The organism is Rhizobium sp. rho-13.1 (assembly GCF_007000305.1).
In the GTDB taxonomy this organism is placed as follows: domain Bacteria; phylum Pseudomonadota; class Alphaproteobacteria; order Rhizobiales; family Rhizobiaceae; genus Rhizobium; species Rhizobium rhododendri.
Genome location: NZ_SCFL01000024.1, coordinates 1 through 23,160, shown reverse-complemented (window position 1 = coordinate 23,160; position 23,160 = coordinate 1). Strand labels below are relative to the sequence as shown.

Here is a 23,160-nt window from a genome sequence, read left to right as displayed (position 1 = left end):
GCGATCTTGAAAAACAAAGGCCGCAAGCTGACTAAGTTTGATATTCGCTCGCCAGAAGCGGGTGGAGCGCTCTTCCGGGCGTCCGATCCCGCTCTGATCTGGCAGTGCACCCACGCTAGCCAGATTATGTGACAGTTTTAATAATGAGCAATATATATAGATATAACCTATAATTATATCATTCCCGTTTGTGTCTATTGAGCGCCGCTACCACGCACGCCTTCACAGTTTCGGGCGTGCGCGCTCCTGCGCACGGGGCGTTGCGCCGGATGCGACGAAACGATGCTGGGCGGCAATCTTGAGAAAGGCGGCGATTGCTAGGTGATCCGTGCAACTCGGCAGCGCGATGATATAGTGGCCGATATTGGCCGCGGCGTCGGACAGGAGGGCGATGTCAATATACTCGTCCTGTGACACCTCCCCTTCGATCGCCACGGCGAGACCCATGCCTGCTGCTGCCGCCGCATAGGCGACGTCGAGCGTTGCCACCTCGACCACGGGCTTGAGGATAACGCCATGTTGGGCTGCCAGCGCTTCTACCTTCATTCGGGTACCGGACGCACGGTTCCACAGGATCATGTCCTGCCTGTGCAGATCGGAAACGGCAATCGTGCCGGTTGAGAGCAGCGGATGGCCCTTTTTCCCATAGATGACGATGCCGCACCGGCGGAGTTCCAGATTTTCAAAGCGCGGATCGGGGCCCGCTTGCGAGACCGAGGCAACATCCAGCTCGCCTTTGAAGACCGCAGCGGCAAGTTCCAGCGATGGTCCGCCACGCGTACTCAGCCGCATCTTCGGAAAGGCCTGCACGAAGGTGGCCAGTGCCGGCATGATCAGCCTGTGGGCGCTGAAGCCGATCGACAACTGTCCACCGACCAGGCGACCGCTGTCACCAAGGGCCCGATCGACCTCATCGACGCAATTAAGCGCAACTCGGATTTTCGCAAGAAGCGCCTCCCCATCCGGAGTGACCCGTATCGCGTGACCTTCACGGATGAAAATACGTGAGCTGCAGAGATCCTGAAAAGCCTGAACTTGCGTTGAAACCGTGGGCTGACTGACACCCACCGCCGCAGCAGCGCGTGAAAAACTTCCGGTGCGAGCCAACGCATCGACGGCTCGCATCTGAGCCAATGTGACAGACGCCATCGCAAGAACCCCTCAATATCGGCAAATGCCCGCGGCGTTTCCGGTGCTCGTTGGGGCGGGAACCTGAAGGTTATCCATTATGACAATGTCGCTTACGTACCAGCTTTTAGATCTTTTCTTCAAGCGACTTATGCAATTTAACACAGTCCAAGGCGACCTCCACCAGTTGTGTTGGCGTCGTTTTTTAGTTAAACGCTAAGATTTATAGCATGCTAATATTATATGCCCCGTTCTCAATTTCGTTTGCGCAAGATGCGCGGTACCGTTCACGAATGGGGTCGAGGCTGGCGTGCAGACGCAACCTCGACCCTGTACCATAAAGCTATGTATCAGGCGGCCACCGACCACTGTTCGGGCTTATCCCGCACAAACATCCGGTCGAGATTTAAAAAACAAACCATGTCTGCGCCCTGGACGATGATGCCATCGGAATAGTCGGCACCAATATCAGTGGCAGGAGGAACTGGCTGCAGAAGGTCGGCGGTTACGGTGAGAATGTCTGACACGGCATCCACCAACAGGCCAACAACACCGTTGCTGACCTCAGCAACGACAATGGCGCTGCGCTCGTTCGCCTGGGTACCGTCCATGCCCAGCTTGATGGCAAGCTCAACGATGGGAATGACGGTTCCCCTGAGGTTGATCACGCCGACGACCTCGTCTGGCGCCTGAGGCAGCGGCGTCACAGGTGCCCATCCGCGAATTTCGCGGATCGACGTGGTCCTGACTCAGAACTCCTGTCCGTGCAGCCGAAAGGCAAGGATCTCGAGAGATGCGGGATTGGCTGAATTATTCGGCATCAGAACTCCTCCCAGTTGTCGGCCTTTGCGGCCGCCTGCTGACTCACGGCCCGGACGACTTGCGCCACCATCCGCCGTGCTGGCGAGGCAACCGGCCTGTGCTGTTCGCGGACGACAGTCGGCTTGCTTTGGGTCCGAGCGGCCTTCCCGAGGCCATTGCCTGAATTTCCCTGCGCGGAACCGATCTGAAACTGCGATATCAGATGGCGTAGGCGAACGGCTTCTGACGCCAGTGACGAGCTTGCGGCAGTCGATTGCTCGACCATCGCCGCATTCTGCTGGGTCACTTGGTCCATCTGGTTGACCGCGATATTGACCTCGGAGAGACCGACAGACTGTTCTCGCGATGACAGGGCAATGGCATCCAGCTGGACATTGATGGTGACGACGTGGCCTTCGATCGCCTTCAGAGCATCACCGGTCGCGCGCACCAGCGTCACACCGTTGCTGACTTCGCCAGCCGAGTTGCGGATCAGTTCCTTGATTTCCTTAGCTGCCTGGGCCGAGCGTTGCGCCAGTTCACGCACTTCCTGGGCGACAACCGCAAATCCTTTGCCCGCTTCACCGGCCCGCGCCGCCTCGACGCCGGCATTCAACGCCAGAAGGTTGGTCTGGAAGGCGATTTCGTCGATCACGCCGATGATGTTCGAGATCCGGCTCGACGACTGTTCGATGCGCTGCATGGCGTCCACAGCATTCGAAACCACCTCACCAGATTGACGGGCAGACTGTTTGGCCTCTATCGCCACGTGACGGGCTTCTTCGGCACGCTTGGAAGAGTTCGCCACGTTCGTGGTGATCTGGTCGAGCGCTGCGGCCGTCTCCTCCAGGGAAGCTGCCTGCTGCTCGGTCCGCTTGGAGAGATCCTCGGCGGCCTGGCTGATTTCACGCGATCCGCTATCGATCGCGCCTGTGGCTTCGGCAACGGCGCCTAAGGTTTCAGAGAGTTGTACGACGGCTGCGTTAAAATCTCCGCGCAGGCTTTCAAAGTCAGAGGCGAAGGGCGTGCCGAGGCGAAAGTTGAGATCTCCGTTCGACAGGTGCTTCAAGCCGTCTGCCAGGCCGGATGTGGCTTCGGCCATCTCTTCTGCCCGCTTGCGGTCGAGATCAGCGACACGGGCCCGTTCCGCCTCGCTGGCGTTGCGAATGCTGACTGCCTCCTGCTCAAGCTCGCGGGAGCGCAGGCCATTTTCCTTGAAGACCTGGACGGCCTTAGCCATGCTGCCGACTTCATCCTTGCGGTCCGTTCCAGCCACATCGACGCTAAGATCGCCATCGGCGAGACGCTGCATCGTGTCTGCAATGCCGCGGATAGGCTTGACCAGCCAAGAACGGATTGCAACAAAGCCGATTGCGAGCACGATCAAAAGACCGGCGATAATGCCGCCGACGGTCACCGTTACCGTGTGGTAGGAGTCAATAGTCAACTCATCGCTCTTGTCGTTGGCGCCCTTGTTGACCTCCTCTACGATCTGCGAGAATTTCGGGGTGATGGCGCGGAACGACGACTGGCATTCATCGATGAAAGTCTTCTGCGCGCGCGCAGCACTTTCGTCCGAGCGGCTGGCGTTGCCAAGCGCGATGGTGTTCGCGCAAGTCGTGTCGAGAATGCGCAGGCCTTCCGCTTTTATGGCGCCAAGATCGGAGCGCTGTGGAGTCCCGGCGATTGCGGCATCCATGAACTTTGCGAAGACGGCGCGCGAAGCCTCAAGTTCCTTGGCAGAACTCGCGGTATCCGCGTCGGTGCGCGCGATGGTCAGTTCGGCAATGGCAGTGCGCGCGCCTTGAAGAGTACGGTTCGCCCTGGCGAGCGCGATTGCTGCGGCTGCGTCGTTGGAGAGAAGATTGCTGTAGGACGTATCGATGCTTAGAATACGCGTTCCGGCGTAGCCTGCAACTCCAAGCGCAAAGACGCCGAACAGCGCCATGATAGTTAAGAATTTTCCAACGATTGGTATGTTTTTCATAGACGTGATCCGGCGGGGGTTTAATTTTCGGACCCAAAAGTCTCGAGTGTGGATCTGGTTCCCGATGCCTTGTACCGGTGCTTAACAGCGAATGTACGGAGACGATACAAAGCTGCAAAATGCGCGTGTGTGAAATTGACGTCCGCTGTCTCGCCCTCGACAAAATCTATACCGATATGGAAAGAGCAATGGCAGAGGAAAGCGAAACATGCGCCCCGAGTGTAGCTGCAGAAGTGGACGCGCAGACAGAGGCCAGATCTGATCAAGCGCATTTGCAATTGCCCCGCCGATTCAAACCTATTGAAAAGCAATGCGACAACTGTCACATTGTGCGCGACATCTGACGCAGGAGACGCACTATGGTTATTGTGGCCCAAGGGGGTATTCAAGATGGAGCAAGTGGAGCACTGCAAAAGGTGTCGGCCCTACTCGGCGGAACGCGTGTTTTATCGCGACGCCTAACCAGCGCGCTGGATGCCCATGAGCTGTTGCTCCACGGTTTGCCCGCATCGGCGGTCGATCACCTAGTAGGGAACTTGGTCTTTATCGGCAAAAGCCAATCCCTTGAGAAGGCCGTCGGCATGAGTTTGCGGACTTGGCAACGGCGCAAGGATGCGCCTTCAAAGCCGCTCAGCCAGGAACAAAGCGGACGGGCATGGAAGTTTGCTGAAATACTGGCAAAGGCGACTGATCTCCTGGGAACCCAGGGAGAGGCCGAGCAATGGCTTGAGCGTCCGGCAATCGGGCTGGACCAGCGTTGCCCGATCGACCTTTTGGGGACGCCCGCCGGTGTTGAGCTTGTCGAGGACTATCTCCAGCGGTTAGAATACGGCGTCTATGCATGACGTTTTTGCCCATCTCGCTTGGAGGCTCCGAGCTAATCGCATGGCGGCTCGATCAGGCGGCGTTCGCATCGACGTGGGACAGCGGCGAAGGCGCATACCGGGTTGGTGGCCGGTGGAATAGTAGGGGCATTCGTGCGGTATACTGTTCCATCGACCCAGCTACCGCAATCCTCGAGGTTGCAGTTCATAAGGGATTTCGAGCGCTCGATACCGTCCCACATGTCCTTACGGGTGCCGTTGTCACAGACGTCTCCGCGGTTCACGTTGTTGAGCCCGCTGACATTCCGAATCCAAATTGGCTCCGGCCGGGTATTCCAAGCGCCGGTCAACAAGCATTTGGCGACGATCTTTTGCAACGGCACCGATTTGTCGCCATCCCAAGCGCAGTCTCCTCTCATAGTTGGAACTTTATTTTCGTGGCAACCTTTGCCACGGGCTATTATGAGCCGAAATTTCAAGAGGCGTTCGCGCTCGACACGAGGCTACACCCACCCTCAGCATAATCATTTTTGGCCTGAAACACTCTCGCCCTGGCATCATTTGCGCTATACAGCACGCAAATTCACTTGGAGTATCTATGATAGAAGCCGCATTGCCCGACGAGCCGAAACCGTCGGTGGAACTGACGCCTGAACAAGCCGAACAGGCGCGTCGCGCTTATCTCCTCAAGCGTTTTTGGCGCAGTGCGCGCGGCTATTGGGGCCGTGATGGCGACAGGCTCGCATGGTTTTGCTCGATTGCACTTCTTTCTCTCATTGGCTTCAATGTCGCATTTCAATACGGGATTAACGTTTGGAACCGGAAACTTTTTGATGCGATCGAGCAGCGCAATGCCGGCCAGGTCTATTCCTTGGGCGCCTTGTTCCCTCCACTTGTGATTGGAAGTGTCTTTCTAGTTACCGTCCAAGTCTATGGGCGTATGCTGATGCAGCGCCGCTGGCGTTCCTGGCTGACAAAATCGCTCGTTGCACGGTGGCTCACCAATGGACGATACTACCAGCTCAACCTTATTGGCGGGGATCATCAGAACCCTGAAGCCCGCATTTCGGAAGATTTGCGTATTGCAACCGAAGCGCCGGTGGATTTTACAGCCGGTGTGATTTCGGCCTTTGTCTCAGCATCGACCTTCATCGTCGTTCTTTGGTCGATCGGCGGGGCGTTGACGCTCCCGCTGTTCGGCGCCTACGTCACTATCCCGGGGTTCCTGGTCATTGCCGCAGTCGTTTACGCGACAATTACATCCAGTTCGATCGCGTTTATCGGTCGAAATTTCGTAAAAGTCTCAGAGGCAAAAAACCAGATCGAAGCGGAGTTTCGCTACACTCTGACCCGCGTTCGGGAAAATGGCGAGAGCATTGCCCTTCTCGGTGGCGAGGAGGAAGAGCGCAACGATCTGGACCGCACTTTCAAAAATGTTCGAGAGCAATGGCGACAGCTTGCGCGCCAACACATGCGCACAACCCTTGTCTCGCAAGGGTCGATGTTGATTGCGCCAGTCGTGCCCGTTTTGCTATGCGCGCCGAAGTTTCTGGACGGCAGCATGTCTCTCGGGCAGGTCATGCAGGCGGCGTCAGCATTTACCATCGTCCAAGGTGCTTTCGGCTGGTTGGTCGATAACTACCCACGGCTTGCCGATTGGAATGCCTGCGCCCGTCGAGTGGCCTCATTAATGGTCTCCCTGGACGGACTTGAGCAGGCTGAGCAGAGTGAAGATGTTGGACGGATCAAACGCGGACAGACGCAAGGCGACACGATGCTTAGCCTGAATGATCTTTCGGTATCCCTCGGGGACGGTACCGCTGTGGTGAAGGAAACCCAGGTCGAGATAGAGCCAGGTGAACGCGTTCTCGTGTCTGGAGAGTCCGGCTCCGGCAAGAGTACCCTTGTTCGGGCCATCGCTGGTCTGTGGCCTTGGGGCGGGGGGAGCGTCAGATTCCGCGACAATATGGAATTTTTCATGCTCCCGCAGAAGCCCTATATCCCATCGGGAACCCTTCGTAGGGCTGTTGCCTATCCCAAAGCTGCAGACAACTGGACGGCTGATGACATTAATTCTGCCTTGGAGAAGGTTGGCCTTGGTCACCTGAGTGAGAAGATTGAGGAAGAAGCACCGTGGGATCACACCCTTTCAGGCGGTGAAAAACAGAGGCTGGCGTTCGCCCGTCTTCTCCTGAATAAACCTGATATCATCGTCCTTGATGAGGCAACGTCGGCGTTGGATGAGAAAACGCAGGACAAGATGATGCAGATGATGATCGATGAACTGCCGAATGCTACTGTGCTAAGCGTGGCCCACAGGGTGGAACTAGAGGCGTTCCACAGCCGTAAAATCACTCTGGAAAAACGGGAAGGGGGGGCTCGGCTTGTTAGCGATGTTGATCTGGCTCCGTTTGCCCGCAAAAGGTACGTAATATCAAACCTTCTCGCGCGACAGGGGAGGAGGCGAAAAATTTGACGAGTTCACACGGCATCACCATAAGCATTCTATGTTGATATTTTGGGGCACTTGCATTTTTGGCAGGTCGTCGACTTCAGCAATTTGCAGCAGGTCATCAGAACCAACGCTAAAGACATAGCTCAGGAGAAGTGTTCAAGCACCGCCAGAAACGTATGCCGGTCGCCCTGTCCCTCTGTCAGTTTAACGCGTCCCTCGATGTCGGCGAGATGGCAGTCCATCAGTTGCTTCGCTTTTGCGGCGTCCTTGGCCTTGACCGCCGCCACGATTATGCGGTGATGGTCCGCGCCGCAATCGTCCTTCCGGTCTTCCTCGTAAAGGGCCATGACCAGCGAGAGACGCGCGACAATCTTTGCCAGCATCTCGGTCAGGACTGCATTGCCGGCGATTTCCGCCAAGGCGATGTGGAACTTGCCGGACAGCACGGTCTTGGATTTCTCGTCGCCATGATGATGGATGTGCTCTTCCTCATCCGTCAGCCTCTGCAGTGCATCGAGCTGCTCGTCCGTCGTCCGCTCCACCACGAAATAAGCAGCATCCCCTCGATCTTGCGGCGTGCCTCGAACAGGCTTTTTGCCTGCTCGATACTCGGCTCTGGTCAGCTGCCATTCTGTTCGACGAGCGGGTCGTTGCTGCGGTCCGCCGCTTTATAGATTTTACTGCAAGCAGTTGTGTTGGCAGAACTTCCGACACCCGCGAACCGGTAATTAATGCCACGCCCCGCTGAGCTGCGTATGCAACTACCAACTCGCTGGCCTTGTTCTCGGTGCTCAGAATTGACGGGTCGGTGGTTCGAACTGGTTCAAGACCGCCAACCCCGTCGATTGTACGATATGACGCGACATTCTACGCCTTAGATGCCTGATCGCTTGGTGCCATATGGCGGGGTCCATTTCAATGCTCGCGGTTGAGACAGAAGAACGAGAGCGCAGCGCCGAGAAACAGCAGTACCACAGCGACGATGAGCGAGAGATGCATGCCTTGCATGAACGCGGCGGGCGCTGTGTCGCGTACGAAATAACCGCACGTAGCGACGCCGAGCATGCCGCCTACCTGTCGCGCCGTGTTGAGAACGCCTGACGCGATGCCCGCCCGTGACGGATCGACTGAGGAAAGAGTGACATTCGTCATAGTCGGCACCATCAGCGCGATGCCGCTTGCCGCCATCAGCATCGGCACGACCAACTGCCACTTGGAGCCGGTGACACTGACCGGAAGAAGCAGAAGATATCCACCCGCTGCCAGCAGGAGGGCGAACACCATGAGCCGGCGTACGCCGAGGCGTGTGATCAATCGGCCTGCGATGATGTTCATGAGCATGGGGACAATGGTCATCGGCAGGAAGGCGATGCCGGTTTCTTGCGGCAAAAAATGCTGCTCCAGTTGGAAGAACAGGCTGAAGACGAAGATCAGGCCGTAATAGGCGAAGTTGACGATGACGCCGGTGATCGAGACGATCGAGAAGGCGGAACTGGAAAAGAACGCCAGCGGCAGCATCGGTGCACGGCTTCGCGCCTCAATGAGGATGAAGCTGATTGCGGAAAGGACCGCTACGCCAAGGGCAACGAGAACCCGCGGATGCGCCGCGTCCGTCAGCGCCGTTGCCAGCGATGCAAGCGCTATCACGGCGGCTGCCTGTCCAGGCAGATCGAGCGACCGACCCTCGTTTTTGGGACTTGGCGCGGAATAGCGCAGGATCAGTGCCAGGCCAGCCAGCCCGACCGGAATGTTGATCAGGAAAACGCTCCGCCAGCCGAAATGCGTGACCAGAAAACCGCCGACCACCGGGCCGGCCGCCAGTGCGATGCCGCCCGCCGCTCCCCACCAGCCAACGGCGCGGTTCCGCTGTTCCTTGCCGGGGAACGCTTGGGCAAGCAGCGACAGCGAGTTCGGAACCAGCAGTGCCGCGCTCACGCCTTGCGCGAGACGCGCCGCGACCAGCGTCGGCAGCGTCGGCGCCAGCCCGCAGCCAAGCGAAGCGAGCGTGAAGAGAACGAAGCCGGCGATGAAGATGGCGCGCGCGCCAAAGCGGTCGCCTAGGGCTCCGGCCATGAGCAGCAGGGCGGCGAAGAAGAGCGTGTAGGCATTGACCACCCATTGGAGGCCGGCGACATCGGTGGAAAAGCTAGTACGCAAGGCATCGAGTGCGACGTTAACGACACTGACGTCGAGAAGAACGACCACAAAGCCAAGCGCGGCGGCAGCAAGCGTGATGCGTGGGTGTGGGGGGGAAGAAACAGTCATCGAGACAACCTTTCGAAGATAATTTGTCTCGAAACTACATCGATGATTTCTGTGCGAAAATTCGGTATATATGCCAGTGAACCTTGAGAAATCGCGCAAATGGCCGATTGGGAAAATCTCCGTCATTTCATCGCAGTGGGGCGCAGCGGCACCCTGCCCGGCGCGGCGCGTGCGTTGAACGTTGACCACGCTACCGTCAGTCGTCGGCTGGCGGCGCTCGAAGCCGAACTGGACGTGGCGCTGGTCGAACGCTTGCCCCGATCCTGTCGCTTGACGACGATCGGCCAGCAGGTTTTCGATCAGGCGGTGACGATGGAAGGTGCGGCGGACGGCATCGCCCGGATTGCCCGCGCCGCGCATATGCCGCTGATCGGAAAGGTCACGCTCAGCGCTCCGCCGGTGCTAGCGGCGCATCTGCTGGCGCAGCACCTCGCACACTTCCGATCTCGCTACCCGGATATCCGCCTCTCTCTCGCTGCGCAGGCGCAGCAGGTATCGCTCAGCAAAGGGAGGCGGATCTAGCTCTCCGGCTGGTACGCCCCGAGGAGGCCGGCAGCGTCGCACGAAAACTCGCGGCCATGGCCTTCGGTCTATACGTACGCCATGACTACGAGCATCGCGATGTGCCCGATCGATGGCAGTTCATCGCTTACGACGAGAGCTTTGCCGACATGCCGCAGCAGAAATGGCTGCTTGGCATTGCTGGCGCACGGCTCATCGCGTGCGAGTTGAGCGACATCAGTGGACATCTACTTGCGGCGCGGGCCGGCGCAGGTGTCGCCGGGCTGCCCTGCTTTTTGGGCAACGCCAACCCGGACCTGGTGCGCGTCGGTGAGGACGTTCCGCCCTTCTCCCGGGATATCTGGCTCCTCGTCCACCGCGATTTGCGCAAAACGCCGTCGGTCCGCGCCGTCATGGATTTCGTCGTCGCACTCATCACTGAGCATAACGGCTTTTCCGCGCGATGAGGATCGCCATGCACACGATATCGGCGATGGCACATCGCTGTGCCGATCTGTCATGGTGCGAGACTACGAGACCGGTCAGGGCTTTCCGCGGCATATCGTACGAGCGGTTCCGATCACGGACGAAGGTGCATAGATCCTGCGATGGATCGGCACGAATACCGAAGTCGAGGAACTGAGAGCCACTCGCGAGAAGCTCGACGACCTCGATCGCACGCTTGAACAACGCGTCGCCGAGCGCACCGCCGATCGCGACCGGATGTGGCGGCTGTCGACCGACGTCATGCTTGTCGCATCTCTGGACGCGAAAATCGCAGCAATCAATCCTGCGTGGACGTCAACCTGCAGCTCTTGTGGAAGGACGTGACGGGCAACGAAACGGCGGAAACGACGGATGCCAAGGCGCTTGCCGGCGTCAACCGCGGTTCCAAACCCGCAGCCCAGCTGCTTGCGTTGGGTCGTCGCCAGGCGCTTGAGCCAAGAGTCGTGAATATTGGGCGGTTGGTCCGCGGTATGGACGAGATGCTGAGTCGTACGATCGGGGAGGGGGTCGAAATCGAGACCGTCATATCCGGCGGGCTGTGGAACGCGCTCATCGACCCGATGCAGATCGAAAATGCTATCCTCAATCTGGCGATCAACGCGCGCGACGCGACGGAGGGGTTTGGCAAGCTAACCATCGAAGCAGGCAACGCGTATATCGATGACGCCTACGCCCGCATGCATGACGACGTTACAACCGGGCAATATGTCGTGCTTTCGGTAACCGATACCGGAACCGGCATGTCCCCGGAGATCATGGCAAAGGTGTTCGATCCCTTCTTTTCCACCAAGCCTGAAGGGAGTGGGACGGAGCTCGGCCTGTCGATGGTGTTCGGTTTCGCCAAACAGACCGGCGGTCGCCGGGAAACGGCTGCTCGCTGCGGCACGATGATGACCGCAATGGGGCCGTTAGCGGACCATCCGCTATAAGTTTCGGTTCGCGAGAGCCGCCACTCGCAGACTGTGGGAATGCCAATTTTCAAAAACAGCAATTTCTCCTGCCCGTTTGTAGCATGTGGAACCGGATGTCATTCGCGCGATATGGACAGCCCCGCAAGAAGTGGAGTGTAGGCGGCGAGCCGGTGGGTTATGAACTCCGTAAAGAGCCGCACGCGCTTCGTCTTGCGTGTCTCACCTTGCGTGAGATTCCAGACCGTTCCGTACATGTGCAGGTCAGTGCCCGGCACCCTCACCAGCAGGGGATCGGCATCTCCGACGAAGCACGGCAATGTCGTGATCCCGAGCCCTTGCCGCACCGCCGCGATCTCCGCCGCGGCGTCCGTGACTCTGAAGGGGACCCCCGTGGTACGAACCTGACCCGTGCTGGCCCACTCCGGAATTCCATGCATGCTTATCACGATCCATCGGATGGGATCAGGCGCGCCCTCACGGTAGGCGGCCAGCCGATCGCGGGATATGTAGACACCGCCGAACAGCTCCGGTCCCTTCAAGCCATGAAGATTGAGTGGAAGTGTTTGGCGATCGTAAACGACGCGGATCGCGACGTCGGCTTCTCGGTTGGTCAGGTTTGCCAGCTCGCCGGACGATAGAATTTCCATCTCGATATCAGGATGCAGACGCACGAATTCGGCGAAGTCCGGCATGAGCAAGTGTGTCGCGAGGATCGGCGTCAATGTAACGCGCAGAAGACCGCGCACGCTCTGGTCGCGCCCGAAGACGCGCGTCTCCAGCTGGTGCGACGACGCTTGCATCTGGTCCGCGAACTCAAGGACCTCCTCGCCTGCTGCCGTCAGGCGGTAGCCCGAGGGCAGCTTCTCGAACATCTGTGCCCCGAGCCGTTCCTCAAGCTGAGCGACGCGTCTGAGCACGGTCGCGTGATTTACCCCCAAGCGCTTGGCCGCAGCCCGCACCGAGCCGCCACGCGCTGCGGCAAGAAAGTAACGAACGTCATCCCAGTCGATCATGGTGCATTCCCGCGCCGCAGCTGCGCCTGCTGAAATGCAATTTAGCACGCTCGGTCACCGATCGCACGACCGTCGCTGCGTTGAATCATCTCTCTGGATCGTTTTTGCACCGCCGATGTGCGCGCTTCCGCACTCACCGTCCGGCTCCGGCGGGCCTATCTTCAGGTTCAGCAACAAAAGGATGGCTGACGTGACCAGATTGAATGGAAAGACCGCCGTGATCACCGGCGGCGCTACGGGTATCGGCCTTGCCGCTGCAAAGCGCTTCATCGAGGAAGGCGCCTTCGTCTTCATTTATGGCCGTCGGCAGGAAGCGCTCGAAGCGGCTGTCGCCGACCTCGGGTCCAATTCCCGCGCGGTGAAGGGCTCGGTCTCGGATGAGGCCGACCTCGACCGACTATACGCTGCAGTGATGGCGGAGCGCGGGAGGCTCGACATCGTTTTCGCCAATGCCGGGGCGGGAAGCCCGCTTGCGCTCGGCAAAATTACCGCCGCACACATTGACGAAACCTTCGACACCAATGTGAAGGGCACGATCTTCACTATCCAGAAGGCGTTGCCGCTGATGGGCGCTGGCGGTTCAATCATCCTGACCGGATCGAGCGCCGGCACGACCGGAGCCCCGGGATTTACCGCCTACAGCGCAAGCAAGGCGGCGGTGCGCAACCTTGCTCGGACCTGGGCGGAGGATCTGAAAGGCACCGGTATTCGGGTCAACGTGCTGTCACCGGGAGCGACGGCGACCGAATTGGCAAAGGAAGCGCTCGGCGAAGAGGGCCAGAAGGCCTACGGCGCGATGACCCCGCTCCAGCGCATGGCCGATCCCGCAGAAATCGCCGCCGTAGCCGCCTTCCTCGCGTCGAACGACAGCAGCTTCATGACCGCCAGCGAAGTCGCCGTCGACGGTGGCCTCGCCCAACTCTGACACCCGGTGCGGTTCCGCGCCCACTCACACATAGCGAAAGGCAAAGATTATGAAAAAAGTACTCGACGGCAAAATCGCAGTCATCACCGGCGGAAGCAGCGGGATTGGCTTGGCCACAGCGAAGCGCTTCGTGGAAGAAGGTGCGCAGGTCGTGATCGTGGGGCGACGCGAGAAAGCCTTGCAAGAGGCTGCGGCCCTAATCGGGAAAAACGTGACGACAGTCATGGGCGACGTCTCGCGCCTAGACGATCTTGACCGGCTCTATGACGTCGTGAAGGAGAAACATGGTCACATCGACATTCTCTTCGCAAACGCCGGCGCAGGGACAGTCGCGCCGCTCGCGGCAGCGACTGAGGCCCATTTCGACCAGACCTTTGATGTGAATGTGAAGGGCCTGTTCTTTACGGTGCAGAAGGCCCTTCCCCTCTTCAAGGACGGCGGTTCGATTATCCTGAACTCGTCGGTCTCGAATGTGATGGGCCTGCCAGCGTTCAGCGCCTATGCAGCTAGCAAGGCGGCTGTTCGCAGCTTCTCGCGGTCTTGGACCCAGGAGCTGAAGGATCGCAATATCCGCGTTAATACGATGAGCCCCGGCGCGATCGAGACCCCCGCCCTAGCGACAACGACCGGCCTTACCGCCGAGCAAGCCGAGGCGGCAGTCGCCCAGTTCGCGTCACAGATCCCCATGGGTCGCAGGGGCAAGCCAGAGGAAATCGCGGCGGCCCTCACGTTCCTCGCCTCCGATCAAAGCTCGTACATTACCGGCATCGATCTCGCCGTCGATGGTGGTTGGGCGCAGGTTTGACACGGCATTAGTACAGATAGGAGAAACATCATGAGCTATGCAATCATCGGATTCGGGAATATCGGCCAGGCTCTGGCCAAGGCGTTCGCGCGCAAGGGCATCGACGTGACCGTTGCAACCACGCGTGACCCGGAAAGTTTTGCAGTCGACGCAGCGGCGATCGGGCCCGAGGTCATCGGCAAGACGCTGGCGGACGCCGTCAAGGCGGACTTCATCTTCCTGGCTGTCGGTTTCGAGGCGCACTCGGACGTCGCAAAAGCACTTCCGACCTGGCAGGGGAAAACAATCATCGATGTGACCAATGCCTACGGCGTTCCTCCCGAGGCGCTGGGAGGACTGCCATCTTCGAAGTTCGTCGGGCGAGCCTTTAATGGCGCAAGGCTGGTCAAGGGGTTCAACCACCTGGGCGCTGCCACCCTTGCCCAAGATCCAGCCGCACATGGCGGCAGACGAGTCGTGTTCCTGGCAAGCGATGACGATGCTGCCGCCGCGGAAGTTGATACGCTCGCGGAAAATCTCGGTTTCGCAGCCGTCAAGCTTGGCGGACTGTCGGAAGGCGGGCTTCTCGTGCAAGCGCGCGGAAACAGCTGGGGTCATCTGATCTTCAAGGATCTGGTCAAGTTCGACTGACGAACACGACGTGCCAACCGGCAGGGCTACGATGCGCGGATCGGATCGAGCGCGAACCGATCCGTGCGAAATGGAGGAATCCCCATGAGTATTGAGAAGAACATCCAGACCGTGAAGGACTTCTTCGCCGCGATCGGCCGGGGCGACGGAGAGGCTCTGCTGGCGCTGGTCACTGAGGACTTCGAGTGGATCATCCCGGGCGAGGAATGGCCGCTGGCCGGAACCTACCGCGGGCACGCGGGGCTCGCGGCTTTGCTGGAGACGGCATCCAAGTCGATGGAAACTTCCACGGAACCTCGCGAGTTCGTGGCGCAACGAGACCGGGTTCTCGTCGTCGGCTTCGCCAACGGGAAGGTCAAAGCCACGAACAAGCCGTTCGAGGATGACTGGATCTTCGCCATGACGGTCCGGGACGGAAGACTGACCAACATCCGGGAATATGTCGACACGCAAGCGCTGGCGCTGGCCGCGCAGATGGACGCAGGCGTCCGGGTGTAGCTCAGGCGATCTACTGCCCGGGCGGGCAACAGATTGACCAGTCATGGATCGGCCCATCGCACGCCAGGCGCTTCGAATACTAACCCTGAAGGAGATACCTATGTACAATCAATCCAAGCAATCCGAGTTGATCCGTTTCGCGCGAGCCAATGCGGGCTCCACCGTGATCGACGTTTACCCAGGCGATGGCGACTGGACCCGTCTCTTCTCCGACATCGTGGGACCCGAAGGGCGGGTTTACAGCTTCGTGCCTGCCGAAGTCGCCCACTTCAGGAACGATCCAGTCGGCCTCATGCGGACCCTCGCAAAGGAGCCGGGCCGAGAGAACGTCGACGCTGTCTCGTCGGATCTTGTGGAGATGCCAAAGGTCACGCAGCCAGCGGATGTCCTGTGGCTGCACCTGTTCTATCACGATCTCCACACCGCGCTGATGCAGACCGGGGGCGCGACAGCGGCCGATTTCAATCGAGCCGTCTACGAAGGGTTGAAGCCTGGTGGGTTCTACGTCATCGTCGATCACTCCGCCGCCGTCGGCTCAGGCACGAACGACGCCCAGTCGCTCCATCGGATTGATCCTGCTTCCGTTCGAGAAGAGGTCGAGGCAGCTGGCTTCCTGCTGGACGCGAAAAGCACAATGCTGACGAACAGGGACGATCAGCACTCGATCAAGGTGTTTGATCCCTCGATCAAGGGCGAGACGGATCGCTTCGCCTATCGGTTTGTTAAGCCGTGACAGGGGCCAGCGCCTCCCTCAAGTCGACTTCCCAAGGATACAAGGATACAAGGATACTGCGCGACTGCGTGAGTTTGCAGCAACGACAGCTTTCGGAGCTGGCTGGAGAGCCTTCAAATGTCGAGCTTGCAAAGTCTTATAGGATCAACACCCTTGTGCATGACGATCACTTTTGGTTGCTCTCACCCTACCGCACGGCGGTAGCAAAGATCAGCTCCTGGGCTGCAGCAGGGCCAGCACGACCGTGCATGCGGCCAGGATTGCGGTAAGCGTTAGGGGTCCCGTAGCACCATAGGTGTCTACGATGTAGCCTCCAACGACCGCGCCAATCGTGATTGCCACCTGGAATGAGGTCACCATCAGGCTGCCCGCGGCCTCCAGCGCGTCGGGTGCGGCGCGGGACAGATTGGTTGGCAGCACCACCGGCGCCATGCCGAAGGCGAGGCCCCACAGCGCCGCGAAGCCGAACGCAACGCCGATGTGCACGCCCCAAAGTACCAAAGCAAGCGCCGCAAACGCCATTAAGCCGGCGGTGACTGCGAGGGCAATGCGGATATTGGCGTCGGCCATGCGACCACCGGCGATGTTACCGATCACAGCGGCAATGCCAAATCCGAGCAGCGCCAGCGCAATCGGACCGGTTGTTAGATGCGTAATCTGTTCGAGGAAGGGGCGCACATAGACCGAGCCAGCGAAGTGCCCCGTCATGAGCAAGAGGATAGCAAGCATGCCGATCTGAATGCCACGCCGCCGTGTAAGCCGGAAAACGTCGGCAAGGCTGTTGCGTGTGCTTGCAGGAAGGGTCGGGAGACTGAGCCACTGCAGCAACATGGCAAGTGCGGCCAGCCCCGCTGTCACGGCCATGGCGGCGCGCCAACCCAACCAGTCGCTGATCAATGCACCCATGGATGGTGCGGCGATGGTGGCTAGCGAGACGCCAAGCGTGACGATCGCCATGCCCCGGCCTGTTGCATTGGCGCCAACAAGTCTTGCTACGACCGCAACTGAAAGCGCCCAGAAAGCGCTCAGCGCAATGCCCAGCCCGGCTCGACCTAACAACAATAGCCAAAATTCGGAGGCATTCGCCGCAAGAATGTTGGAGCCGACCGCCAAGGCACTCAGACCAACCAGCACCGTCTTGCGGTTCAATCGGCCAATCAGAACATTGCTCAATATAGCCGTCACGGCTCCGACGGAGGCGGTGGCAGTAACGACCTGTCCGGCCATTCCCTCGGTGACACCAAGATCGCGCGCCATTGGTGTTAGCATGCCTGCTGGCATGAACTCCGCCGACACCAGAGCAAAGCTGGCGGCCGCCATCGAAAGGACCGCGAACCAGGTGGCCGAGCTCCACGCGGCTGGCGGAGCGGTATCGGAGTCTTTTACTGCGCCTTCAAGCTGGAATGTTGTGTCCGTCATCGAGATGTCTCCAAGAGTTGAAGATCTTCATAAACAACTTTCCTCGGATGCGATGTGCCTTAAAATCCGAAATCCATGTCTGTTCGTCCGGAAATTGTGCGACGCACAACGCCCGGCGAGACGTTGGTGATACGCTTGAATGCGCGCGCGAAGGACGCCTCAGACTCGTAACCCAACCGCGTGGCGACGTCGGCAACCAACATGCCGTTTTGGCCCAACAACTCCCGGGCAAGCTGCATACGCAGACGGGCGAGATAGTGTGCCGCGCCTTCGCCTAAAACAGCGCTGAAGCGCTCCGCGAAAATCGAACGCGATTGACCTGCAACACTAGCGAGCTTTTCCAGGGTCCAGTTATGGCCGGGGTCTCGGTGCATGGCTGCCAAAGCGCGGCCGATATTGGGGTCGCGGATGGCGGCGAGCCAACCGACGGTCGAGGCGCCGGTACAATTGACCCAGCAGCGGATCAGCCGCGCTGTGAGGAGGTCCGCCATTCGTGACAAGATAGTGGCGCTGCCCATCTGTGGATGTGTTGCCTCTTCTGTCATCGCTGCCAGTAGGGGGCCAACGATCGGGTCATTGCCTGCCACGTCACAGCCCTTGATAATGGGCGGCATCAAATTGATCAGGGGATCGAGAGCACAAACGCCCAAGGCCATCGAGCCACAGAAAAGGGTGCTTGTTGCGCCTGTGCCTTCTCGCACCACTTCGCAAACGTTGCTCCCCACCTTGGTCACCTGACATCCGTTGAGAGCGTCATCGACAACATCTGGCGCACTGGCAAGTCGGTGGGCGATGCCCTGCGGTAGCAGTACCAGATCGCCATCGCGCAATTCTTGCCAGCCTTGGGCTGCCGTATGGATCCAGCAAGGACCTTGGCTGACAAAGTGAAAACGAAGCAGTTGTTGTTGTGGAAAGGCGATGCTCCATGGGTGCCGGAGCTCACAGCGGCTATAGCTAACGCCACTCAATCGGAAGTCTTGCAGGACTTCGCTTAGCGCATCCACTGGAATATATGGCGAAGACGGTTGGGACGGACGGTCAAGCATTTGCGCATTATAGAAACCAAACGTCCGGTAGGCAATCGGGAAAAAAGTTCGTAGATTCCCCATTCGATCTCTTTGTGTACCAAGGTGAGGCTGGACGAACGGCGTGCGAGAACACATCCTGCCTTGGCTCAAGTCCCAAACGCTTAACTGCTGCATAATCAGGACCTAACCCCACACCGTTGTTCGCACGATCCTAGTACGGGGTGGTACCTAAAGTAAGTTCCATAAATTACGGTTACGCTTTAGGCGTTTCGTTTTACTTACGTTTTTAATTTCTGTACGCGTCGGTAGTTCGCATCTCTTCAAGCGCAAAAAGAGCAGGGATTCCGTGAAGTGCTCCGGTCTCATGAGGAGTTGGAGTTCGCCGTTGCGGCAAGCAGGCACGGCGAACGGTAGGTGCTGGCCGCTCATGAGCGACTTCACCTCGTGGTTCGCCGGCAGCACGTTCTTCTTGGGGATGGCAGAAGTCCGCCACAGACAGGGTATGGATCTCATCAGCCTCAGCGTTGCGGGCCGGATTGCGAACGCTCTCCAATAAGTGAACCGCATTATGCAAACGTCCTTGACAACCCGCGGCAAACCCGGCCAATTTGACGTGTGGTATCAATGTTACTTGGCAGTCAACCTCCAAAAGAGATCAAGTCCTTTGCCCTGCAGCGAATGGCTGAATGAGGCGGATAGATAATGACTTACACATCTCACGATGACTGTCCCGAGGAATTCAGGCTTACCCGTCGGAAGTTGATGGTGGGTGGCGTTCTATTCGCCGGAGGCGTGTTGCTGCCCCCGGAGGTTTTGGCTCAATCTTTAGATGTGAGCACGCCGGATTTTTCGCCAAAATTCATGGAGGTGTCGTCTCTTCTGATCGACCATCGTTTGGATCCTGAGGTCGGTGGACGCATGGCTGCGGCCATGCTGCGTATAAATTCAGAGATTGCGCAGGATATTGGGGCGATTATTGACATCGCAAAGAAAAAGAATGCCAAGATCGTTGAGGATTTCTTCGCGGATATCCCGGATGGACGCCTCAAGAATAGCGCCTTGGCCATCATTTCGGCCTGGTATACGGGCGTAGTGGAAAATTCAGCTAACGCGGAGGTCTTTGCCTTCGAGACGGCGCTTATGTACCAGCCGACCCATGACGTCATGACAATCCCGACCTACGCTATATCCGGTCCGAATGGATGGAATGCGGAGGCCCCGCCGCTCGGCGACATGCCGACATTCTAACAAAAGCCGCCACTTGCATGAGACCGCCGCTGGCGGCTTTTACGTAAGTCGAGCAAGAAGCCCTCTCGAGGACAGAGCCCTTTGACAGGGTTAGGCGGGGTTGACGTACCTACTCGGATCCTTGGATAGTTGGAATTAGTCAGATGGCAAACAATTATAGTGCGGACGTCATTGTCGTTGGAACAGGGGTTGTAGGTTGCCTCGTCGCCGAGCAGGCACTGGACGCAGGCCTGTCTGTTCTCATGCTGGAAGCTGGCCCTCGCGTCGAGCGCTGGCAGATTGTTGAAAACTATCGCAACGTACCGCCTCGGTTTAAGCAGAATTGGAATGCGCCTTATCCGGCGAAACCCTGGGCACCGCATATTGAATCAGAGCTGGCAGACGCCACGACCGACTACCTGCAGCTACAGGGGCCGAACGGGCGTGCATATCGGCAGGGTTATGTGCGTTATGCTGGCGGCGCTACGTGGCATTGGGCGGGCATCTGCTGGCGTCTGCATCCCGACGATATGCGGATGAAAAGCCTTTACGGCGTTGGCCGGGACTGGGCGTTTAATTACGACACGCTTGAACCGTATTACACCCGCGCCGAATACGCTTTGGGAGTGTGCGGTCCGTCCGAGGTTGACTTGCAATGGCCTCCGCTGCCGCGCTCCAAGCCCTATCCAATGGGCCGCATTCCTTTTGGCCAGGGAGAGCAACGGTTTACGGAGGCTGCTGCACGAGTTGGCATCACCAATCTTCCTGCCCCGCAGGCACGCAATAGCGGAGTTTCCTACGATGGACGACCGCCCTGTTGCGGCAACAACAACTGCTTCCCGGTCTGTCCGATCTCCGCGAAATACGATGCGGCCTCGGCCTTGCCAAGGATCGAAGCAAAGGGTGGCAGGATACTTGCGAATGCGGTTGTATACCGCGTCGAGACGGACGCAAAGCAAAACATCCAAGCAGTTCATTTCTTCAATCCCAACAAGGAATCGCAAAGGGTCGTCGGCAGGCTTTTCGTCATTGCCTGCAATGCCATAGAGACGCCGAAACTGCTTCTGATGTCAAAGGACGAGCGTAACCCGAACGGCGTTGCAAACCATTCGGATCAGGTCGGACGCAATCTGATGGACCAGCCCAAGATCAGCGCGCAGATGGTGCTCGCAGAGCCCATGTGGACGGGCGTCGGCCCGGTCCAGGGCAGTAGCATCATGATGACAGGGCAGGGCGATTTTCGAAGCCAACATGCCGGCGCTATGCTTCGCTGCGAAAATGCCGCTCTCAGTGCCGTGGGCGGTCAGGCTGCGCTCGCCAAGGGACTGGTTGGCAAAGCGCTGGACGCCGAGATCCGCAGGCTCTCGGCCTGCACCGCGCGGCTGACGATTGAGCACGAGATCCTGTCGGATCCCAATAACCGGCTGACGTTGTCGGATAAGAAAGATTGGCTAGGCCTCAACAAGCCCAACATCTACTATGATGTCGGCGAATACGTCCGCCGCAGCCATCAGGAATATACCCTGCCACTGCTGAAGAAACTGATCGCGGAGCTTGGCGCCGTCGAAAGCAACATCGCCACGACGTTCACCAATAGCGACCATATGATGGGGAGTTGCATCATGGGCACCGATCCCACCGACTCAGTCGTCGATGTCGATTGTCGCGCGCATGATCATCCGAATCTTTTTCTGCCGGGTGGCGCGGCGATGACGACGGGCGGATGCGGCAACAGCACCATCACCATGGCGGCTTTGGCCATGAAGGCCGCCGATGCCATCGTTGACCAGTTGAAGCGGGGCTGAGCATGGACACTCTCCTCCGGCTTTTCGGTGCTGCAATCTGTCTTATGTCTGCGAGCTCGGTGGCCTTCGCTGCTGACGATGACGAGCAAGCCGCCTCAGTTAAGCGGGGGGCCTATATCGCAACCGCTTCGGACTGTTCCGCCTGCCACACCGCGCCAGGTGGCAAGCCATTTGCCGGGGGGCTGCCCATCGTGTCCCCGGTGGGTACGATTTTTACGACGAACATCACGCCTTCCAAGACTGCGGGGATAGGGCAATATACGGAAGCGCAATTTGCCCGGGCCGTGCGGTCGGGCGTTCGAGCCGATGGTGCAAACCTTTATCCAGCAATGCCGTACACATCATACAAAGTGTTGACGGACGCAGATATACACGACCTCTACGCTTACTTTCAGCACGGCGTCTCGCCCGTCGATACGGTGCCGACGCGTACCGCTCTGCCATTTCCGATGAATGTCCGCTTATCGATGATGGGGTGGAATCTCTTGTTCCTCGGCGACGGTCATAGCGAGACCGATGCTACACAATCGCCTGATTGGAATCGCGGCAAGTATCTTGTCGACGGGCCAGCGCATTGCAGCACCTGCCATACGCCGCGCGGCTTTCTAATGCAAGAATTGTCTGGGCATCATCTGGGTGGTGCCCAAGTCGGCCAATGGTACGCGCCAAACATCACCTCGGATACCAACAGTGGGATTGGGAGCTGGAGCAAGGACGACCTCACTCGCTATCTGTCGACGGGCTCGTTGCCCGGTAGGGCCCAGGCTGCGGGTAGCATGGGGGAGGCAATTGAGCACAGCTTTTTAAAGCTCAGCCAGCAAGATATCTCGGCGATCGCCACTTATATCAAAACCGTGCCGCCGCTGCACGATGCGTCGGACGACCAATCGCGGTTTGGCTATGGGAAACCCGTCTCGCAGCTTGCAAGCTTGCGCGGGGCGAACCCGCTCCGCTCGGATACGGACGCGCAGGCCAGCGGAGCGGTACTGTTCTACGGCAATTGCGCCTCGTGCCACCAACCTTCCGGCCAAGGCAGCAAAGATACCTATTATCCGAGCCTATTTCACAATTCGGCGACAGGTGCGGCCAATCACATCAATCTGATTGCCACGATTCTAAACGGCGTTGACCGGACTACGCCCAAAGGCCAGGCATTCATGCCCGGATTCGGCGGCAAGGCGAATGACATCAATGCATTGAATGACAGCCAAGTCGCCACGTTGGCAAATTACGTGATTGATAACTACGGCCGGTCCGGCACGCCGGTCATGTCTTCGGATGTCGCCCAGGTGCGTGCTGGTGGTCCGGCGTCTTCGCTCCTGCTTCTGGCACGCATTGGTATTGCTGTGGCTGTCGCTGTGGCTTTCGCGATTGTACTGCTGCTTGTTGTTTGGTGGTCGCGACGGGCCAAGGCGGCTTGACCGGCATCTCAGCCGGTTCTGTCGCGCGCGCATCAGCAATATTGGTGTCGTAGCCGCAAGCAGCTATGACAAGTCTGTTTCGTCAAAAACTTAGCTCACTAGAGAAGTGTCGTTGGTTAAGATCCCCTCAAGGCGGGAGAATGATCTCAGTCTGTTCCAAACTTTCCTATTAGCCACCAATACGGTCACATTCATTCAAGACCAACATCGCGCCGATCAAAGGTATCCATCCGAGGTGAACCGCAGGATTTTTGCTTTTGCGCGTGGTAAATTGGCG

At 58.6% G+C, this 23,160-nt stretch carries 19 protein-coding genes and 3 pseudogenes; 14 read left to right on the top strand and 8 right to left on the bottom strand.

Going from position 1 to position 23,160, the window contains the following annotated elements; genetic code table 11:
• Positions 1–222: 222 nt before the first annotated feature.
• The 3 genes and pseudogenes from EQW76_RS26315 to EQW76_RS26305 all read right to left on the bottom strand — a co-directional run bounded on the left by EQW76_RS26315 (position 223) and on the right by EQW76_RS26305 (position 3,916).
• Positions 223–1,149 carry a LysR family transcriptional regulator gene (locus tag EQW76_RS26315; protein ID WP_142832245.1) on the bottom strand — a complete coding sequence of 309 codons (927 nt, stop codon included), beginning with the start codon at positions 1,147–1,149 and terminating at the stop codon, positions 223–225.
• 329 nt (positions 1,150–1,478) lie between these two features.
• A pseudogene (locus EQW76_RS26310) lies at positions 1,479–1,949 on the bottom strand (chemotaxis protein CheW).
• The gene (locus tag EQW76_RS26305) at positions 1,949–3,916 is read right to left on the bottom strand and encodes a methyl-accepting chemotaxis protein (protein WP_143123397.1); all 1,968 of its coding nucleotides are present in this window, start codon (positions 3,914–3,916) and stop codon (positions 1,949–1,951) included. The pseudogene EQW76_RS26310 and the gene EQW76_RS26305 overlap by 1 nt, the downstream one beginning before the upstream one ends.
• 359 nt (positions 3,917–4,275) lie before the next feature.
• Here EQW76_RS26305 and EQW76_RS26300 point away from each other — a divergent pair, with 359 nt between their 5' ends.
• The 3 genes from EQW76_RS26300 to EQW76_RS26290 all read left to right on the top strand — a co-directional run bounded on the left by EQW76_RS26300 (position 4,276) and on the right by EQW76_RS26290 (position 7,216).
• Positions 4,276–4,761: an antitoxin Xre/MbcA/ParS toxin-binding domain-containing protein gene (locus tag EQW76_RS26300; protein WP_142832247.1), complete on the top strand. Its 486-nt coding sequence runs from the start codon at positions 4,276–4,278 to the stop codon at positions 4,759–4,761.
• Positions 4,758–5,264, top strand: coding sequence for an RES domain-containing protein (locus tag EQW76_RS26295; RefSeq protein ID WP_142832248.1), 507 nt, complete (start codon positions 4,758–4,760; stop codon positions 5,262–5,264). Before EQW76_RS26300 ends, EQW76_RS26295 begins: the two co-directional genes overlap by 4 nt.
• 74 nt (positions 5,265–5,338) lie before the next feature.
• Positions 5,339–7,216 (top strand): ABC transporter ATP-binding protein/permease, encoded by a 1,878-nt coding sequence (locus EQW76_RS26290; RefSeq protein ID WP_142832249.1) that lies wholly within the window; start codon positions 5,339–5,341, stop codon positions 7,214–7,216.
• A gap of 122 nt (positions 7,217–7,338) precedes the next feature.
• Here the strand turns inward: EQW76_RS26290 and EQW76_RS26285 are convergent.
• Together EQW76_RS26285 and EQW76_RS26280 are read right to left on the bottom strand one after the other, a co-directional pair.
• Positions 7,339–7,811 (bottom strand): annotated as a pseudogene (locus EQW76_RS26285) (FCD domain-containing protein); the annotation flags it as partial.
• Between the two features lie 299 nt (positions 7,812–8,110).
• Positions 8,111–9,460: an MFS transporter gene (locus EQW76_RS26280; RefSeq protein WP_142832250.1), complete on the bottom strand. Its 1,350-nt coding sequence runs from the start codon at positions 9,458–9,460 to the stop codon at positions 8,111–8,113.
• A gap of 99 nt (positions 9,461–9,559) precedes the next feature.
• Here EQW76_RS26280 and EQW76_RS29495 point away from each other — a divergent pair, with 99 nt between their 5' ends.
• From EQW76_RS29495 to EQW76_RS26270, 3 genes and pseudogenes are all read left to right on the top strand, one after another.
• Positions 9,560–9,982 carry a LysR family transcriptional regulator gene (locus EQW76_RS29495; protein ID WP_202617226.1) on the top strand — a complete coding sequence of 141 codons (423 nt, stop codon included), beginning with the start codon at positions 9,560–9,562 and terminating at the stop codon, positions 9,980–9,982.
• The gene (locus EQW76_RS29490) at positions 9,904–10,428 is read left to right on the top strand and encodes a LysR substrate-binding domain-containing protein (RefSeq protein WP_348539575.1); all 525 of its coding nucleotides are present in this window, start codon (positions 9,904–9,906) and stop codon (positions 10,426–10,428) included. Before EQW76_RS29495 ends, EQW76_RS29490 begins: the two co-directional genes overlap by 79 nt.
• 336 nt (positions 10,429–10,764) lie before the next feature.
• A pseudogene (locus tag EQW76_RS26270) lies at positions 10,765–11,319 on the top strand (ATP-binding protein); the annotation flags it as partial.
• Positions 11,320–11,495: 176 nt separating this feature from the next.
• Here EQW76_RS26270 and EQW76_RS26265 read toward each other — a convergent pair.
• Positions 11,496–12,392: a LysR family transcriptional regulator gene (locus tag EQW76_RS26265; protein WP_143123396.1), complete on the bottom strand. Its 897-nt coding sequence runs from the start codon at positions 12,390–12,392 to the stop codon at positions 11,496–11,498.
• Between the two features lie 190 nt (positions 12,393–12,582).
• Between EQW76_RS26265 and EQW76_RS26260 the strand changes: the two genes are divergently transcribed.
• From EQW76_RS26260 to EQW76_RS26240, 5 genes are all read left to right on the top strand, one after another.
• Positions 12,583–13,317 carry an SDR family oxidoreductase gene (locus tag EQW76_RS26260; protein WP_142832253.1) on the top strand — a complete coding sequence of 245 codons (735 nt, stop codon included), beginning with the start codon at positions 12,583–12,585 and terminating at the stop codon, positions 13,315–13,317.
• A gap of 49 nt (positions 13,318–13,366) precedes the next feature.
• Entirely contained in the window at positions 13,367–14,122 is a 756-nt protein-coding gene (locus EQW76_RS26255) for a glucose 1-dehydrogenase (protein WP_142832254.1), read from the top strand.
• Between the two features lie 30 nt (positions 14,123–14,152).
• On the top strand, positions 14,153–14,752 hold the full coding sequence (locus EQW76_RS26250) for an NAD(P)-binding domain-containing protein (RefSeq protein WP_142832255.1): 600 nt from the start codon (positions 14,153–14,155) through the stop codon (positions 14,750–14,752).
• 84 nt (positions 14,753–14,836) lie between these two features.
• Positions 14,837–15,250 (top strand): nuclear transport factor 2 family protein, encoded by a 414-nt coding sequence (locus EQW76_RS26245; RefSeq protein WP_142832256.1) that lies wholly within the window; start codon positions 14,837–14,839, stop codon positions 15,248–15,250.
• 100 nt (positions 15,251–15,350) lie between these two features.
• A complete protein-coding gene (locus EQW76_RS26240; RefSeq protein WP_142832257.1) occupies positions 15,351–15,983 on the top strand; it encodes a class I SAM-dependent methyltransferase in 633 nt (210 codons plus the stop codon).
• A gap of 210 nt (positions 15,984–16,193) precedes the next feature.
• Here EQW76_RS26240 and EQW76_RS26235 read toward each other — a convergent pair whose 3' ends face one another.
• Both EQW76_RS26235 and EQW76_RS26230 read right to left on the bottom strand, forming a co-directional pair.
• Positions 16,194–17,402: an MFS transporter gene (locus EQW76_RS26235; RefSeq protein ID WP_142832258.1), complete on the bottom strand. Its 1,209-nt coding sequence runs from the start codon at positions 17,400–17,402 to the stop codon at positions 16,194–16,196.
• 59 nt (positions 17,403–17,461) lie between these two features.
• Positions 17,462–18,448, bottom strand: a complete 987-nt coding sequence (locus EQW76_RS26230; RefSeq protein ID WP_143123399.1) for an AraC family transcriptional regulator — start codon at positions 18,446–18,448, stop codon at positions 17,462–17,464.
• Between the two features lie 684 nt (positions 18,449–19,132).
• Here EQW76_RS26230 and EQW76_RS26225 point away from each other — a divergent pair.
• The 3 genes from EQW76_RS26225 to EQW76_RS26215 all read left to right on the top strand — a co-directional run bounded on the left by EQW76_RS26225 (position 19,133) and on the right by EQW76_RS26215 (position 22,883).
• The gene (locus EQW76_RS26225) at positions 19,133–19,678 is read left to right on the top strand and encodes a sorbitol dehydrogenase family protein (protein ID WP_142832259.1); all 546 of its coding nucleotides are present in this window, start codon (positions 19,133–19,135) and stop codon (positions 19,676–19,678) included.
• Between the two features lie 242 nt (positions 19,679–19,920).
• Positions 19,921–21,462 (top strand): GMC family oxidoreductase, encoded by a 1,542-nt coding sequence (locus EQW76_RS26220; RefSeq protein WP_244615556.1) that lies wholly within the window; start codon positions 19,921–19,923, stop codon positions 21,460–21,462.
• Between the two features lie 2 nt (positions 21,463–21,464).
• Complete coding sequence (locus EQW76_RS26215; protein WP_142832261.1) at positions 21,465–22,883, top strand: cytochrome c; 1,419 nt, start codon at positions 21,465–21,467, stop codon at positions 22,881–22,883.
• The last annotated feature ends 277 nt before the right edge of the window (positions 22,884–23,160 follow it).